The sequence below is a fragment of the Paenibacillus sp. FSL L8-0663 genome (genome assembly GCF_038008125.1).
GTDB classification, from domain to species: domain Bacteria; phylum Bacillota; class Bacilli; order Paenibacillales; family Paenibacillaceae; genus Paenibacillus; species Paenibacillus polymyxa_D.
This window is the reverse complement of sequence record NZ_JBBOYM010000001.1, coordinates 1,476,247-1,492,229: the sequence shown is the minus strand read 5'-3', so window position 1 is coordinate 1,492,229 and position 15,983 is coordinate 1,476,247. Positions and strand designations below refer to the sequence as shown.

The window sequence follows — 15,983 nt, the reverse complement described above, 5'->3', positions numbered from 1 at the left end:
CATCCGAAGCAAGCCGGAAAAACATTATTTTAATGTATCATAGATTAGGATTCGTGAACAGCTATAATTTACACTGTCCTAAGCCTAATATAAAGAGCCGACCTTAAGGTCGACTCTGAGTATTGAGGTGCACAGTGCACGTGTTACATATGCGATAGATGCGATATGAGACTGTAGTTTACACCATCTTGTCTATCTTTTACTTAAGAGTGCGCCGTTGCATCCAAATCCATACCTTGATTGTTGAACACGTCTTGATCGTTCTCTTTGAGCACCTTGCCTGAAATGAGACCTGCGGTAATAGAATCATTGACATTTAACGCTGTGCGACCCATATCAATCAACGGTTCGACTGAGATGAGCAATCCTGCCAATGCCACTGGAAGATTCATGGTGGAAAGCACGATCAGGGAAGCGAAAGTGGCACCACCGCCTACACCCGCCACGCCGAACGAGCTGACCGTAACGACTAAAATAAGCGTGAGGATAAAATCCCAGCTCGTTGGATCAATACCCACGGTTGGAGCAATCATAACCGCCAGCATCGCCGGATAAATACCAGCACAGCCGTTTTGTCCAATAGTCGCTCCCAAGGTCGCAGACAGATTCGCGATGCCATCGGACACACCAAGTTTTTTCGTTTGCGTTTCAACATTTAACGGAATGGTCGCCGCACTGGAACGAGAAGTAAAAGCAAAAACCAGTGTAGGCAATACCTTTTTCACATACGTCACCGGATTATAGCCGAACAAGGCCAGCAAAATAAGATGAATGATAAACATGACCAACAAAGCCACATAAGAAGCGAGCACAAACTTGATTAGCTTCAAAATTTCATCTGGATTGGTCGTAGCTACTACTTTAGTGATCAGTGCTAAAATACCGTAAGGTGTCAATCTCAGCACCAACGTTACAATCCGCATCACTACAGCGTACACTGCATCGATCACTTTACGGAAGGTTTGCGCCTGTTCCGGTTTTTTACGATCCAATCCGAGCACAGCCACCCCGATAAAGGCCGAGAAAATAACCACCGCCAGCGTCGACGTACGACGTGCTCCCGTCATATCCTCAAAAGGATTTGAAGGAATAAATTCCAGCACCTGCTGTGGAATGGTCATGTCCTGAACTGTTCCAAGGCGCTCTTCCATCTTCAAGCCCTGTGCTTGTTCCTTTTCTCCACCTTGAATCTCAATGGCCTTTAAATCAAATGACAGACTGGTTACAATACTCACTGAAGCAGCAATTGCCGTTGTAATCAGTAGTACTGCAATAATGGACACGCTGATTTTGCCAAGGTTCTGTCTTCCTTTCAAATTCATAATAGCCGAAATAATCGACACCATGATAAGCGGAATAACGACCATTTGCAGCAAACGGACATAACCATTACCTGCGAGGTTGAACCAATCAACTGATTTTGTAATGACCTCTGAGCCTGCCCCATAGGCATATTGTAGAATAGCCCCGTAGATCAGTCCGAAGCCAAGTGCGGCAAATACCCTTTTTGTAAAGGAGATGTGCTTTTTCTGCATCCAGACCAACACGCCGAGCAGTGCAAGCAGCACGATGACATTCAAAATAATAAAGAAGGTATCCATATATCATTTCCTCCAAACTTAAACGTAAGATGTTTTCTAAAGTGACCCTTCAATCCGAAGATTACTATATCACAAAGCCAACTATTTTTGTAGGTTTTATTGAAATAAAAATAATAAATCTGCTCCAGCCTTAGATTTATCAAAATGACAAACAGCAAGCCTTCGTAAGATGAAGGCTTGCTGTTTGTTATCCTGACACAACGACACGTATTCGATTTAGCTGCCGGGGCTCTTTTCCACAACCGAGTTCGGAGAAGCATTCATGCCAGATGTAGATACTACTTGCGAATGCTCATCTTTTTCATCCACAAAGCCCATAAAATACGTAATTACGCCAGCCGTAACAAACGAAATCAGTATACCCACAATACCGTACACAAGCGTGGGTTCAGAAAATAAAGGTAAGCTGAGCAGCCCAGCAGAGGTACCAATAGCAGTAAGCTCTGTTTCAAACAAACACATACAAGCCCCACCAACGGCTCCACCAATCATAACTGCTATTAACGGTTTTTTGAAACGGATATTGACACCATACATGGCCGGTTCAATGATTCCCAGCATGGCTAACAAACCTGTGGACGCAGCCAGCGTTTTGACTTTGGGATTTTTGGATTTAACACATACGCCAAATGTTGCGCCAGCCTGAGCGAAAGCCGCTGCAATGACCACGGGAAAAATATGGTCGTAACCCAATGTTGTAAGCGAGCTGATCATAATCGGTAGCATTATATATTGCATGCCTGCAATAATAAGCCAAGACATCGCGCCTCCGAGCAACAACCCTGTAAACACTTCTGCATTGTCAAACAACCAGCCTAGTCCATCCGATACATGTTGGCCGAGATAACTCCACAGTGGCCCGAAAGCGAACACCATCAAAGGTATAGTGATTATCAGTGTCAAAGTCGGGACAACCAATAATTTAAGTGAATAAGGGGTATACCTGTCTAACCATCTTTCGACACACGATGCTATCCAAACGACAACAAGTATGAGTACTATAGATGAAGCAGCTTGTGGGTCTATAACTGACAGACCGGCAAAACGTACCTCCTCACTTGACTGGAATAAACTTGTTAGTTGGGGATGGAATACGGATACTGCGATGGCTGCCGCAACAAATACATTGCTGCGCAGCCTTCTTGCCGCACTTGCCGCAACAAAAATAGGTAGAAAGTAATACACCCCATCGCTGATAGCCATTAAAATAGTATATACCTGCGGATCAGACAACAATAAACCGAAGGACATTAAAACTAATATAATTACCTTGATCATTCCTGCCCCAATCATTGCCGGCAAGATCGGAGTGAATACGCCTGATACATAATCTAATAGACGACTTATCGGATTTCCCCCTGTAGCAGTTCTGTTACTGCCGGAAGTTGGCTCTAGTTCATCTTCGCCTCTGACCTGCGAAATCATTTCTTTGGAAAGTAAATCCCCATTCATAACTACCTTTTCCCCTTTTATATGTATATTGAAGACCACTTTCGAACTTACCAAACCAAGCTTAGAAGAATATTGTCGTAAAAGCGGTATTCCTTATGCTACTTATATTACTTCTTTTTTACAATAGTTTTATAGAAGGAGTAATCTATTCGTTTTTATGCACCTGATAATTTACATCAAACTTACATCTAAACACCTAAGACCATAGTTATATATTTTTTTGTTTGTTTTTGGGCAAATATGACTATTCAACCGCCTGTTAATTATGTAAAATAGGTCTAACCTACTTTTTAGTAAATCATGGATTACTTCCCTTTCACATTCTTGTTCCTTGAATACAGCTGAAATATACATAGAATCCGAACATTTTCAGTCTTTTCTTCAAGCAAGGAGAGGAAAACAAGTAGATCATGGCGTGTCTAGCATCTTATTGGACAAGCGGCCTACATCAAGCAGGGGAATTCGTCTGACTTTATTACCATCATGTGAGAGGAGAATTTTCATGAAGAGTTTTAATCGTTCCATTGGCGCGAAATTACGAATTATGTTTTTGCTGATTCAGCTCTTTGCATCCCTTTTGTTCAGCATCAGTTTCTATGCAATATCCATGAGTATCATTAATAACAGTGTCATGCCTCAGGTAGACCAATTACTAGAAATTGGAGCTAAAAATGTATATCAGGATCTCAATATTTCCTTAGCTGTTCAGGCCGGGCAAGGAAGCGGTTCTGATTCCGGCTCCGCTATACAGATGGAATCCTATCTGCAGGACAAAGTCGATACCCTCAAATTAGAATCAGCATATATCGCGGTAGTGAAGGATGGTAAAGCCGAAGTCGTCGCACGGAATGTAAAATCAGTATACAAGGTCAAGGATGCACTCATTCCTGTAGAGGATGTAAAAAAGGCAAAACAAGGCGAGATGAATATCAGTGAAATTTATAGCGATTCGTACGGAGTACACAAAACCGCCTTCTTTGCTATATCGGGTAGTAATTTAGTTCTGGGCGTGAACGAAGATGTTGGATTCGTACAAGAAAAATCCCAACAAATTCTATGGATTTGCATAGGTATTACAGTGGCAACACTCCTGCTGGGCGGAATTATTTCTACCCTCGTGATACGTAAAGTTGTAAAACCCATTGCTGAATTGGTTCGTCATAGCGAAAAAATTGCTCAAGGTGATCTTTCACAAGAAGCGAAGGTTCATGGCGTCAATGAAATTGCGCAACTTGCCCGCAGCTTCCAATCGATGTCTCATAACTTAAAAGAAATGATCGGCCATGTGCTTTCTACATCCGGTGCGGTTGTTGGAGGATCGGACGAGCTGCTTCGTCGGACTGAGGCTATGAGTGTAAAAGTCCAGGATTCTACAGTTGCCGCAGAGGAAATAGCAAAGGGCAGTACCAGCATAGCTACAGCTGCTGCTGAAAATGCGCAGGCTATGGAGGAAATCGCTCAAGGTGTTCAGCACATCGCCTCCTCTGCCAATGATGTATCCGATCAAATCAGTGAAGCGACAAAAGAAACGGTTAACGGTACTACGCTCGCTCAAAAAGCTGTAGCTCAAATGTCACAGGTAGGACATGCTGCCGATGAATCGCTTCGATACATCCATAGTATGAATGAGCGCTCAGAAGCCATTGGCAGTATCGTTTCGGCTATTTTCGATATCACGAAGCAAATTCAAATGTTGTCCCTGAATGCCTCCATTGAAGCTGCCCGTGCGGGCGAACATGGACGGGGCTTCGCCGTAGTAGCCGGAGAAGTGCGCAAGCTTGCGGAGCAATCTAAAGAAGCCACACAAGAAATTTCCGACTATTTGGTTACCATTCAAGAAGTATCGCAACAATCTGTGGACTCTGTGACCCAGGTGAGCCGTGAAATTCATTCGGGAACGGAAATGGTTCAACAAGCGAGCTCAGCCTTTAACCAGCTAAGTGAGCTTATGCAAAAGATCAATGCTACGATTCAAACGGTATCTGCAGCAACGGAACAAGTATCCGCCAGCTCGGAAGAAGTATCTGCTTCCGTGGAAGAGACAGCTCTCATCGCTGCCAATGCACAGCATATGATTCAGGAAATCGGATTAAATGCCGATGAGCAACTGAATGAAATGGAAAGCCACAGCGAGGTTGTTCGCCAATTAAGCAAACAAGCAACCGAGCTGCAAAAGGCTGTCCAAAAATTTAAAATTACGTAAGCCGATACCATAGAGGATTTTGCAAAATCCTGAATAAAGAGAGGTATCTCTCAGTCATGAAAATGGCTGTAGAGATACCTCTTTATTTTTAAGAGCGATTTAAATAATCATTTTATGAAGTTTATGAATTCATTCCCATCATACGATAAATTTGCTCCATATCTAAATGAGCCCGAACCACCTCTGCGACACGGTCAAACTCTCGTTCCTTGGCTTCACGTACAGTAAAAGTGCTTTCTAAAGGTGCCAAGCCCTTGGCTTGTCGCAATCCATCCAGCCAGCATCGGCGAAAACGGTCATTATCAAACACACCGTGCAAATAGGTTCCCCATATTTTACCGTCTGTCGTACCCCAGCCTTCCTCAAAAACTGTTCCTTCGCCACGCCGGATATGGAATAACCTTTTCATTTCGCTTAGTTTTAAAGTTCCATCTGTAGGTGCGTATGGTTCCGTAACATACTCCGTAACGCCCATATGTATTTCATAACCTTCAATGCTTGGCTTAGAGGCATAACCCGAATCAGGCGTAGCGCTAAGCAAAAGCGGACAATGATTAGACAGGGTTCCTTGTACGCGTACGGTTTGCTTTTCCTTCAAAAAGGTCGTGGACAGAGCCAGCCAACCTAACCCCTCTGCCTGCTGCGGCAACCCAGATTCGACGGCTTCGGGATCAAAAAGTGCGGTACCCAGCATCTGATAACCTCCACAAATGCCAACTAGCTGTGTGCAGCCGGTATTCATAGCCTGCCGAATGTCTTTCTCCAGACCTCTCTCACGCAATTCCAACAGGTCTCCAATGGTGTCTTTGGTCCCCGGTAAGATAATGGCGTCCGGTACGCCCAACTGTCCGGCTTCTGTGACATAACGAACACTCACATCCGGCTCTGCGGCCAGAGCATCCGTGTCCGTAAAATTGGAAATCCGCGGATATCGTATCACTGCAATATCCAGTTCTTTATCCTTTGCAGATAGCTTGGGCTTCTTATCCAGTACTACCGAATCCTCTGCTTCAATGCGAATGTCTGGTAGATAGGGCAATACACCGAGTACAGGAATGCCTGTCCGTTCCTCCAGCCAGTCTAATCCCGGCTGCAGCAGAGACAGATCGCCTCTGAATTTGTTAATGATAAATCCGCGGATACGCTGTACTTCATGGGGTTCCAGCAACTCGATGGTTCCTACGAGAGAGGCAAAAACACCGCCCCGGTCGATATCTGAAATAAGCAACACTGGAGCATCCGCCCAACCTGCCAGATTCATATTTACGATATCGCGGTCCTTCAAATTAATCTCTGCCGGGCTGCCTGCCCCTTCCATAAGGACAATATCATAGGTATCGCGCAACCGATTCAGAGCATCCATAACGGTCTGCTTGGCTTTTGGCAAAAAATCCCTCCGGTAATCGGAGGCGCTCATATAGGCATAAGGTACACCGTGTACAACAATTTGTGAGTGCATATCTTTGACCGGCTTAATCAGAATCGGATTCATGTCGGTCGTGGCCTCAATACCGCAGGCCTCAGCCTGCACCCCCTGAGCGCGTCCAATTTCCTTGCCGTCTTCGGTAACATAAGAGTTTAACGCCATATTTTGCGACTTAAACGGTGCTGGACGATATCCGTCCTGCGTAAAAATACGGCAAAGCGCAGTCGTCACCACGCTTTTGCCCACATCCGACGCTGTTCCTTGAAGCATCAATACGGCTGCCGGGCTCGTGCAGGACGGTTCGAAAGTTGACAATTGCCTCTTCCCCTTTAACGAATTCATTTCAAATCTGGTCACAACCCGTACAAAATGACAATAAACAACAATAAAACAGTCTCCAGCAATTCGTTTAAAGTTCCGTATATATCTCCCGTAAGTCCACCCAAGCGGCGGTTAATACGGTTTGCCGTGAAGGTTCCAACACCGTAAGCCAAGAGCGGAATCAACACAAAACCTATCGAGATTGGAAGGCTTTCAGAATATGAAGGCAAGGTTTGTAAGCATGATCCTGCCAACGACAGATTCCCAGTATCCCTTGTTGCTGTAGCCAAACCTGCCAGAAGATATTGTCCTACGGCAGCACTCAGGGTCACTAATACAGCCCAGAATACGGCCAACCCTACGCGGCCACCACTCATATCAGCAAAACGCGCAGCCAGTCCATCATCATTACGGGCTTTAGGCCAGCGCTTCATCGCATGTACCATAAACCAGCGGCTCCAAACCATCGGAAGCAGCAGCAAGCCAGACACATTCCGTTCAACCAGCACCGTATATAGCAAAGAAGCCTTGAGCATGAGCAGCAACACGCAAGCAATAACGCCCATTGCCCCTACACGGCTATCCTTCATAATCTCCAGCATCCGTTCACGGGATCGGTAGCTGAACAAGGCATCAGCTGCATCCATCCACCCGTCCAAATGCAATCCACCCGTCAACCAAACCCAGACAACAAGAGTAAGAATCGCACACGGCAACGGCGGCAGCACCATAGAAGCGAGCGCCGCAAAGCCCCAGACGATGATGCCAATGACCACTCCCACCAGCGGATAATAACTTGCACTGCGTTTAAGCAAATCCGGGGAAAAATCCAATTCCGCCTTCACCGGAAGACGCGTTAAAAATTGAAAAGCAGCAGCAACAGCCTGACGTTCGCGGCTCATAGCTTATATTCCAGCCGTTTGAGTTCTACGGGAATACCCGCCGTCACCAAAAATACTTCATCACAAAGACGGGCAATCCGCTGATTCATAACCCCACTCAAATCCCGATACAGCCGACCAAGCGGATATTCGGGCACAATACCGTCACCAACCTCGTTGGTCACGATGACAAGCTGCCCCGGATACTGCTCCACAGCTGCCGTCAGTTCATTAATGGCAACTTTGGACGCAGCTTCGCCGTCCTCGCCTGCGGCCAGCAGCACGTTCGACAGCCACAGGGTCAGGCAGTCGACTAACACCATAGGCGCGGGTGATGGCTGCGACGCTTGATCGCCGCCAAGCCGTCGCAGCAGCTCCGGCAGCGCCTGCGCTTCCTCCAGCGTCTGCCAGTCGTACCCGGCAGACTCGCGCTGGACCCGATGAAGGGCGATGCGCTCCTTCATCTCCATGTCGTAGGCCTGCGCCGTTGCAATGTAGCATGCGCCAGGCGCGCGCGACATGCATAATCGCTCGGCAAAGCCGCTTTTCCCGCTGCGTGCCCCGCCGGTCACGAGCGCTTTCATCGCTGCGCGGCTCCCTGACCGTCCGATACGCCTGCATCGGCAAAGGTCGCCATTTCGCGCATAATGCGGCACGCCGCATCAATCAGGTGCAAGCTAAGCGCACCACCTGTGCCCTCCCCGAGCCGCATGTCCAAATGAAGCATGGGCTCCAGCTTGAGCTCGCGGAGCACCGCCGCGTGCCCGCGCTCGTCCGAGGCGTGCGAAGCGAGCATGTACGCAGCGCTTGCAGGCGCAAGTGCACGCGCTGCGAGGGCAGCTGCGCCGGAAATAAAGCCGTCCAACACGACTGGACAGCGATGTGCGGCTGCGCCGAGGATAACTCCTGCCAAGGCGGCAATCTCCAGACCGCCGACCTTAGTGAGCACGTCGAGCGCATCATTTGCATCTGGCTGGTTCACGTCCAATGCGCGGCAGACAACCGCTATTTTACGGGTAAGCCCAGCCATATCTACACCCGTCCCCCGGCCTACGATAACTTCCGGCTCCAGCCCGGTGAGAGCACATACGACCGCAGCGCTGGCTGTGGTATTCCCGATGCCCAGCTCTCCAGTAACGAATAGCCGTGTGCCACCTTTGACCGCTTCTGCTACAGCTTCAGCTCCGGTCAAAATCGCCTGTTCCGCTTCAGTACGCAGCATCGCTGGCCCTTTAGCTATATTCGAAGTACCCATGCGTACCTTTCGGTCCACCAGATTCGCGTGAGCGACATCCGCATTCACGCCAACATCTACCACCTTGACATCTGCGCCCGCATGGCGTGCCAGCACATTAATTGCTGCGCCACCTGACAGCATGTTATACAGCATTTGCTGTGTAACCTCAGCCGGAAAGGCACTGACTCCCTCTTCACACACCCCGTGATCCGCAGCCATGACCATAACCGTTTTACGATCGAATTCAGGCTTATCCACTCCTGTAATTCCTGCTAGCTGAATGACCACACTTTCCAACTTTCCAAGACTTCCCGGTGGCTTTGTTAATTGGTCCAAATGGGCTGAAGCTGCCGAGGCCGCCACCCCATCCGGCTGGGCAATGCTATCGATCAGCTGACGCAGCTTGTCGTTCATACCTTCCACTCCCTGCTCTTTTTAAGTGTGTTTCATCGTTTATTTAATCTGCTGTATCCGAAGCGCTCCTGCGCAGCAAGAGCTGCGGCACACCGCTATCAGGATGCGGAAGCATCACAGGCTCAACACCGTATACTCGTCGAATCCGATCCTCGGTTAATAACTTCGATGAAGCTCCCAATCCTTCAACCATTCCATCCTTGAGTACAAGCAAATCTTCGCAAAATTGGGCTGTCAAGTTAAGATCATGCAAGACCGCAATGATCGTCACACCCGTTTCTTGGCGCCAATCTGCCAGCAGTTCCATAAATTCAAGCTGATAGCGCAAGTCTAGGTAGGTCGTAGGCTCGTCCAGCAGCAATATTCGTGGCTCTTGCACCATCACCTTTGCCAAGGCTACACGCTGTCGCTGTCCCCCACTCAAACGGTCCAATGCTCTGTCCGCCAGCGTGGTAAGTCCCAATCGCTCCAGCACGCGATCCGTGATCGCCTCCACATCAACACCCTTTTCCCTGCCTAGCCAGTCCTGATGGGGAAAACGTCCCATTTCTACGACTTCCCTAACGGTGTATCCCACTGGAGGAAGCCCTTCCTGTTGGAGTACGGCTATGAGTCGGGAAAGCTCTTTTCTGCTGTAGCTACCGACCTTTTTGCCATAAATATGAACGTTGCCTGAAGTTGGCTGATCTACACCGGAAAGCAAATGCAGCAAGGTTGATTTTCCACTGCCGTTTGGACCAATGATCCCCCACCAAGTTCCTTCGGCGACGCTCCAGCTTATATTCTTTAACGCATGGAACTTTCCATAGGCACGTGTCAGACCCACTACCTCTAATGCCCGATTACGCACCTTCTGTGATTCACTTTGTTCTGTCACAGTAGTTCCCCCCTGCGCAGCTTCTTGTTCCGGTACAGGAGATATGCGAAGAACGGTGCCCCAACAAAGGCCGTCATTACGCCCAGAGGAATTTCTGTGGGGGCTAACAACGTGCGAGCCGCCGTATCTGCCCAAGCCATAAAAATAGCTCCACCGAGCGCAGATAATGGAACAATCATCCGGTAATCAGGACCTGTCACCAGACGAATGATATGCGGTACAACGAGTCCCACAAAGCCAATCACACCACATACCGAGACAGCGGCTGCTGTCAGCAGCGTGGAAATAATCAGAACAGATAGCTTCGTCGCATCTACATGAACTCCCATGTGCGCCGCCTGACGTTCACCCAAAGCCAAAATATTCAGCACACGTGCCCGGTTCCATAGAAATACCAGCCCTATGACCACATAAGGTAAAAGGATTCCTGTATATGACCAACCGCGCAGACTAAGACTTCCCATCGTCCAGTACAATATTTCATTGACCGTCTCCTTCGACATGGCTGTCAGAAAGGAAACAACCGCTCCCAGAAAGGATTGCATCACCACACCCGACAAAATGAGACTTTGTGTCGGAATTTTCCCACCTTCCCGTGCCAACGTCAGCACCATCCACAGCGTAAGCATTCCGGTCGTAAATGCCACTAGCGGCAGCGTCCATATGCCAACAAATGAAAATTGAAGGCCCCAATAAATCAGTACTGCCGCTCCTACCGAAGCCCCCGAGGATACCCCCAGTGTATACGGATCAGCCAAAGGATTACGCAGCACACCCTGAAATCCGGCTCCCGCCAGCGCCAGCGCTGCTCCTACCAACATTCCCAGTAACACTCGTGGCAATCTGACCTTCAAAATAATCTGCTCTGAGGATGTATTCCAATCCGGTGTAAACGTATCGCCTAACCACGGTAGGTGGTTAACCAGAATGCCCGTGATTTGGCTGACCGGAAGCTTGGCCGAGCCGATGCCAAGACAGAGCAGCAGCGTCAGCAACAGCAGGACAAGACCTGTCCCTCCAAAGCCGATCAGTTTACGGTTCATTTGAAAATTTCAGGATACACGCCCTTGGCCACTTCCTTGAGACCTTCCGTTACGCGTGGACCCGGACGACTGATCAAATTATCATCCACGGCAAATACCCGGTTGTGGCGAACAGCCGATATTTGATCCCATCCACTGCGAGCTTTAATGATATCACCGAGCGTCTGGCCCGTTTTGTCGTCCTTGACACTTTTGCTGTACAAAATCACGTCAGGGTTCGCAGCAATAATATTTTCCTCACTGATTTGGTACCACCCCTTCTGCGTGGCACCTACATTTTCGCCGCCCGCCAACGTAATCAGCTCGTCCATAAACTCGCCTTTACCCACTGTCCAGCCTGGTGAAAACTCGACGTATACCCGCAGCTTCTGCCCTTTACCGATATTTTTAATTCCTTCTTTTACTTCTGCTACATCTGCTCTCATCTTGTCAGTCACCGCTCTTGCTTCTCTCTGATGATCGGTGATTTTCCCATACAATTCGATGTTAGCCATGACATCTTCCACTGTCTTCGGTTCCGTTTTAAAAATCATAATTCCCATGTCGCGCAGCTTGGTCGTAGCCTGTTCACTAAGTGATATCCCTGCAAAAACGACTTCCGGGTTCGCAGCAATGATCGCCTCTTCGTTCGGTTTCATAATACCGCCCACTTTAGGCTTTTTCGTAGCTGCTTCCGGGTAATCAGAGTAGTCGGAGACGCCGACAATTTCCTTATCCAGCCCAATGGCGAACAACGCCTCGGTTTCTGCCGGGGAGACGGAAACGATTTTATCCGGCGCTTTTTTGAATGTAAATTCCTGTCCTGTTGCATCTTTAACTGTGAGCGGGTAAACCGTTTTGCCCGGAGGCTCTTGTGCGTTTACTGCCTGTCCCGGCTGCTGTGAAGAAGCCTGACCCTCTTTATTTTCTGCATTTTTTCCATTAGCGCCACATGCACTCAGCACAACTGCCAAAATCAGAGCCAATAGACCTGTTGTCCACACCTTTATTTTTTTTCCTGCCATGATTTGCACCCCTTCATAAATAAATCGTTAAGAGCGTTACTTGAACATCATCAGATATCTTCTAAATCTAGCCTTCTTTTCCTATCAAAAACCCCCGCATCCTCATATCAGGACACAGGGGTCACGTTAGCGCAGATCGTGCGCAGGCGGCAGCTTCTTTCCGCATGGACAGTCACTGCGAACACGTCATCCTTTCCTCGAAGGATTATGGTGACAGGCGGACGGGCAGGTATCCTGACTTATGGTAAAATACATGTCCTGAAATTCTTTCATATGCTTAGTAACATATAAAGAGGACTAACGGGCATGTTTCCATTTACAGTGGCGGGACCGCGCCGGATTCACACCGACTTCCCTTTTAACAGCGCAGGGAGGGAAACCATAGTTTCATCACGCTGCGCCGACCTCGTCTGCTGGATATTTGATGTAGTGGTAGTCAAGCCGTTCTTTTACTTGATGATTATAGGTTAAAATGAGGCGGCTTACAACCCAAACAGCCTCTTTATCCGCTGGTGTCTAACCTAATGAGGAAGCATTTCCGCTATGTAATTGTGCGGTCCTGCCAGCCTCAATCGAATCCTAAATGCTTCTCCCGGCCTCGGATTCAGACTCCAAAAATCATGGCCCGGTATCAGCATGCAAGCAAGCTGACGAATTACGCCACCATGCGTAACGACCAAAACAGAGGGCGGCGCAGCAGTCAAATCCATGGGTTGAACTTCCATAGCAACACGCCATTCATACAGAGAGTCAAGAAATTTCCGCAGACGATTTACAAAATCTGTCCAAGATTCTCCTCCAGGTGGGGTGATCCGTTGCGGCTCATCAATCCAAGCCCGATACAACGACACATCCTTGAGCATGTCATACGTTTTTCCATCCCACTCGCCAAAATGAAGCTCTCGCAGACATGGTTCCATCATAGGAGACATAGTAGATAGGGAAATTCCAGACGCCAATTCTGATTCCGGCACAATGATCTGCAAGGTCTGGCGACATCGCATTAAGTCGCTGCAATAGATTCGAGCAAAGGACTGACCTTGCAATTTTTCCTGCAAAGGCTTTAATTCCTGCTCTGCCCCCGGTAGCAAACCTAAGTCGGAGTGTCCCAGATATCGACGTTCCTTGTTCCATAAGGTTGTGCCGTGACGAACTAACACGAGCTCCATATCCCAATGCAGATCTTCTTTAGCATCATACGGCACCTTATCCTCCTGTGAGTTCGGTCTTTGTGCGTATTCTACTGTCCTTTTTGCTGCTATATCTTGTTTCAAGAAATGTCACTTCCTGCTCGATCATTATTCAGTGTGTCACTCCTCACCCTCACCGCACCCATCCCAAGGCAAAACAACCTGCGGCTCCTAACAAACACAATCCTACAAACATACTGGACACGGCGAACATCAGCTGGATCGTATGCCGTATATCTTTCGACTCTAGCGGTCGTATCCAATCCCCCATGTATGCACGAAAGGAGCGCACGCCATGATACACATTATATCCTCCAAGACGAATCCCCAATGCACCAGCAACAGCCGATTCCGGGAAGCCACTGTTCGGACTTGGGTGCAGACGAGCGTCTCGCTTGACTGTGCGCCAGCTTCTTGCAGCATCTCGTTTGTACATCCACGCCGCTATCACAAGCATTGCCGCTGTCAGGCGTGCTGGAATGTAGTTAGCCACATCATCTAGACGTGCTGAAGCCCAGCCTAAATGCAGATACTTTTCATTTTTGTAGCCAACCATGGAATCGAGCGTATTCACAGCACGATAAGCCAGCGCCAAGGGTGCTCCCCCGATCAAGGCATAAAAAAGCGGGGAAATAATCGCGTCCACGATATTTTCAGCGACCGTTTCAACCGTACCGCGTACAATCTCAGGCTCATCAAGTTGCTGCGTATCCCGCCCGACTATCATGCCCAGCTCCCGCCGTGCCGCAGCCAGGTCATCCGCCTGCAACGCTCGGTAGACTGCCATTCCTGCATCCTTTAGTCCTTTGGAAGCAATCGTGGTCGCAATCAGCACTATTTCTGCGCCGACAGATAACCACGGATGAATCCAGGCAAGCAATTGCAACAGCGCCCAGGCGAGCGCAAAGGAGCCTCCCGCCACAATGAGTGGAAGCAGTATACCTGCACGTTTCAGCCCTCGGTCACTTCGGACCTGGCAGCGAATCACTTTTTCCAATGCTGAAATGGCATGTCCCATACCGATGACTGGATGCGGCAACCACCTCGGGTCACCGATCAGCCTGTCCAATAGATAGGCTGCCAGGATAATCAAGCTAACTGTCACGCCGCTCCTCCTCCTCCAGCACTTCACCCAATACAGATAGCAGCCTGTTATTGGCTTCTGCATCCTTGACTGCAATCCGAAAATGGCTCGTCGTCAGTCCCGGATACATAGCACAGCTACGTATAAGGATTCCGCGTTGTCCAAGCGCCTGCTGAATAGCTGATGCGCTCCACGTACCCGGCGCCCTTGCCAGCACGTAATTGGCTTCGCCGGGAACGACACCGCAGCCCCATTCCGCCAAGCCGGTCAACAGACGGTTGCGCTCCGCAGCAATCAGCTCCTGTGTTCGGCGCTCATATGCTTGCCCACTTTTCAGACATGCCTCCCCAGCCAGCAACGCTAACCCATTCACACTCCAGGTCACCTGTTTGGCCGTCATTCGCCGGATATAGTCCGGATGAGCAATCGCATAACCCAATCGTAGGCCAGGAATGGCATAAAATTTGGTCATTGACCGGATCAAAATCACATGAGGATAGCGATCCAGCACAGGCAGCAGTGAGATTCGCCGTTCCAGCGGAATAAAATCAATGAATGCTTCATCCACCACCAGCACAGTACCCGTTGTGCCAGCCGCCTCTGCCAGCTCGCACAGCTCCTGCTCACTATATTGGACGCCATTTGGATTATTCGGCTGCCCGAGGAACAAAACATCTACCTGCTCCATGAGCTGAAGGATGTCCTCCACGTCCGCCTTCCATTGAAGCGAGGCCTTCCCATACACCCGGTTGACCTCGGCTCCGAATTTGCCAGCCAGCTCGGCATATTCCGAAAAACACGGCTCCACTGTACCCACACGCTTAGGAGCTAGTCCCAATAACAAGAGCGCCATGCTCTCAGCCGCTCCGTTTCCGATACTTAACGACTCCGGTGGAACATGCAGTCGCCGTGCGAGCATATTTTTAAAATTCCGATGCCCAGGGTCTGGATAGCGAATCACAGTGTCAAATGAGTGTTGCAGCGCCTCAAGCACCTCAGGCGGTGGACCAAGCGGATTAATATTTGCACTAAAATCTACAAAATCAGCAGCAGTCCCGCCAAATGTCGCCGCAGCTGTTTCCCTGTCCCCGCCATGACCGTAAACCTCTATCATTGCCTCTCATCCTTTCCGCCCGTTTCCAATCATTTAGCTCCATTATGAGGCTGCTTTTTGCGTCCCGTCAATGCAAATGAGCTTTTGTACATGGCTCACTTGGGTTACAATAGAAGGAGGCACACATAAAATTACA

General features: G+C 48.9%; 13 protein-coding genes and 1 riboswitch. Of the genes, 1 reads left to right on the top strand and 12 read right to left on the bottom strand.

Going from position 1 to position 15,983, the window contains the following annotated elements; translation table 11 throughout:
- Nucleotides 1-203: 203 nt before the first annotated feature.
- The gene (locus MKY75_RS06730; RefSeq protein WP_029516398.1) at nucleotides 204-1,601 is read right to left on the bottom strand and encodes an L-cystine transporter; all 1,398 of its coding nucleotides are present in this window, start codon (nucleotides 1,599-1,601) and stop codon (nucleotides 204-206) included.
- A gap of 216 nt (nucleotides 1,602-1,817) precedes the next feature.
- A complete protein-coding gene (locus MKY75_RS06725) occupies nucleotides 1,818-3,053 on the bottom strand; it encodes a PTS transporter subunit EIIC (RefSeq protein WP_340884767.1) in 1,236 nt (411 codons plus the stop codon).
- A gap of 502 nt (nucleotides 3,054-3,555) precedes the next feature.
- Between MKY75_RS06725 and MKY75_RS06720 the strand changes: the two genes are divergently transcribed.
- The gene (locus tag MKY75_RS06720; protein ID WP_318626855.1) at nucleotides 3,556-5,256 is read left to right on the top strand and encodes a methyl-accepting chemotaxis protein; all 1,701 of its coding nucleotides are present in this window, start codon (nucleotides 3,556-3,558) and stop codon (nucleotides 5,254-5,256) included.
- A gap of 121 nt (nucleotides 5,257-5,377) precedes the next feature.
- Here MKY75_RS06720 and MKY75_RS06715 read toward each other — a convergent pair whose 3' ends face one another.
- From MKY75_RS06715 to cobD, 10 genes are all read right to left on the bottom strand, one after another.
- Nucleotides 5,378-6,997, bottom strand: coding sequence for a cobyric acid synthase (locus MKY75_RS06715; protein ID WP_069012674.1), 1,620 nt, complete (start codon nucleotides 6,995-6,997; stop codon nucleotides 5,378-5,380).
- A 38-nt stretch (nucleotides 6,998-7,035) separates the two neighbouring features.
- Nucleotides 7,036-7,905: an adenosylcobinamide-GDP ribazoletransferase gene (gene cobS, locus MKY75_RS06710; RefSeq protein ID WP_340884764.1), complete on the bottom strand. Its 870-nt coding sequence runs from the start codon at nucleotides 7,903-7,905 to the stop codon at nucleotides 7,036-7,038.
- A complete protein-coding gene (gene cobU, locus MKY75_RS06705) occupies nucleotides 7,902-8,468 on the bottom strand; it encodes a bifunctional adenosylcobinamide kinase/adenosylcobinamide-phosphate guanylyltransferase (RefSeq protein ID WP_069012672.1) in 567 nt (188 codons plus the stop codon). Before cobU ends, cobS begins: the two co-directional genes overlap by 4 nt.
- On the bottom strand, nucleotides 8,465-9,535 hold the full coding sequence (gene cobT / locus MKY75_RS06700; RefSeq protein WP_340884761.1) for a nicotinate-nucleotide--dimethylbenzimidazole phosphoribosyltransferase: 1,071 nt from the start codon (nucleotides 9,533-9,535) through the stop codon (nucleotides 8,465-8,467). Before cobT ends, cobU begins: the two co-directional genes overlap by 4 nt.
- A gap of 43 nt (nucleotides 9,536-9,578) precedes the next feature.
- The gene (locus tag MKY75_RS06695; protein WP_340884760.1) at nucleotides 9,579-10,412 is read right to left on the bottom strand and encodes an ABC transporter ATP-binding protein; all 834 of its coding nucleotides are present in this window, start codon (nucleotides 10,410-10,412) and stop codon (nucleotides 9,579-9,581) included.
- Nucleotides 10,409-11,455 carry a FecCD family ABC transporter permease gene (locus MKY75_RS06690; protein ID WP_103047604.1) on the bottom strand — a complete coding sequence of 349 codons (1,047 nt, stop codon included), beginning with the start codon at nucleotides 11,453-11,455 and terminating at the stop codon, nucleotides 10,409-10,411. The genes MKY75_RS06695 and MKY75_RS06690 overlap by 4 nt, the downstream gene beginning before the upstream one ends.
- Nucleotides 11,452-12,459, bottom strand: a complete 1,008-nt coding sequence (locus tag MKY75_RS06685) for an ABC transporter substrate-binding protein (protein WP_029516389.1) — start codon at nucleotides 12,457-12,459, stop codon at nucleotides 11,452-11,454. The genes MKY75_RS06690 and MKY75_RS06685 overlap by 4 nt, the downstream gene beginning before the upstream one ends.
- Before the next feature lie 207 nt (nucleotides 12,460-12,666).
- Nucleotides 12,667-12,858, bottom strand: a riboswitch (cobalamin riboswitch).
- Between the two features lie 122 nt (nucleotides 12,859-12,980).
- Nucleotides 12,981-13,733 (bottom strand): histidine phosphatase family protein, encoded by a 753-nt coding sequence (locus MKY75_RS06680; protein WP_340884757.1) that lies wholly within the window; start codon nucleotides 13,731-13,733, stop codon nucleotides 12,981-12,983.
- 49 nt (nucleotides 13,734-13,782) lie between these two features.
- Nucleotides 13,783-14,754 (bottom strand): adenosylcobinamide-phosphate synthase CbiB, encoded by a 972-nt coding sequence (gene cbiB / locus MKY75_RS06675; protein ID WP_318626864.1) that lies wholly within the window; start codon nucleotides 14,752-14,754, stop codon nucleotides 13,783-13,785.
- Entirely contained in the window at nucleotides 14,744-15,847 is a 1,104-nt protein-coding gene (cobD, locus tag MKY75_RS06670) for a threonine-phosphate decarboxylase CobD (protein WP_029516386.1), read from the bottom strand. The genes cbiB and cobD overlap by 11 nt, the downstream gene beginning before the upstream one ends.
- Nucleotides 15,848-15,983 lie beyond the last annotated feature (136 nt).

Bases quoted from the DNA above. Each gene is read 5' to 3' on its own strand.
- MKY75_RS06720 (WP_318626855.1), top strand. From the start codon at position 3,556: ATGAAGAGTTTTAATCGTTCCATTGGCGCGAAATTACGAATTATGTTT.
- cobS (WP_340884764.1), bottom strand. From the start codon at position 7,905: ATGAGCCGCGAACGTCAGGCTGTTGCTGCTGCTTTTCAATTTTTAACG.
- MKY75_RS06725 (WP_340884767.1), bottom strand. From the start codon at position 3,053: ATGAATGGGGATTTACTTTCCAAAGAAATGATTTCGCAGGTCAGAGGC.
- cobU (WP_069012672.1), bottom strand. From the start codon at position 8,468: ATGAAAGCGCTCGTGACCGGCGGGGCACGCAGCGGGAAAAGCGGCTTT.
- cobT (WP_340884761.1), bottom strand. From the start codon at position 9,535: ATGAACGACAAGCTGCGTCAGCTGATCGATAGCATTGCCCAGCCGGAT.
- MKY75_RS06730 (WP_029516398.1), bottom strand. From the start codon at position 1,601: ATGGATACCTTCTTTATTATTTTGAATGTCATCGTGCTGCTTGCACTG.
- MKY75_RS06690 (WP_103047604.1), bottom strand. From the start codon at position 11,455: ATGAACCGTAAACTGATCGGCTTTGGAGGGACAGGTCTTGTCCTGCTG.
- MKY75_RS06685 (WP_029516389.1), bottom strand. From the start codon at position 12,459: ATGGCAGGAAAAAAAATAAAGGTGTGGACAACAGGTCTATTGGCTCTG.
- cobD (WP_029516386.1), bottom strand. From the start codon at position 15,847: ATGATAGAGGTTTACGGTCATGGCGGGGACAGGGAAACAGCTGCGGCG.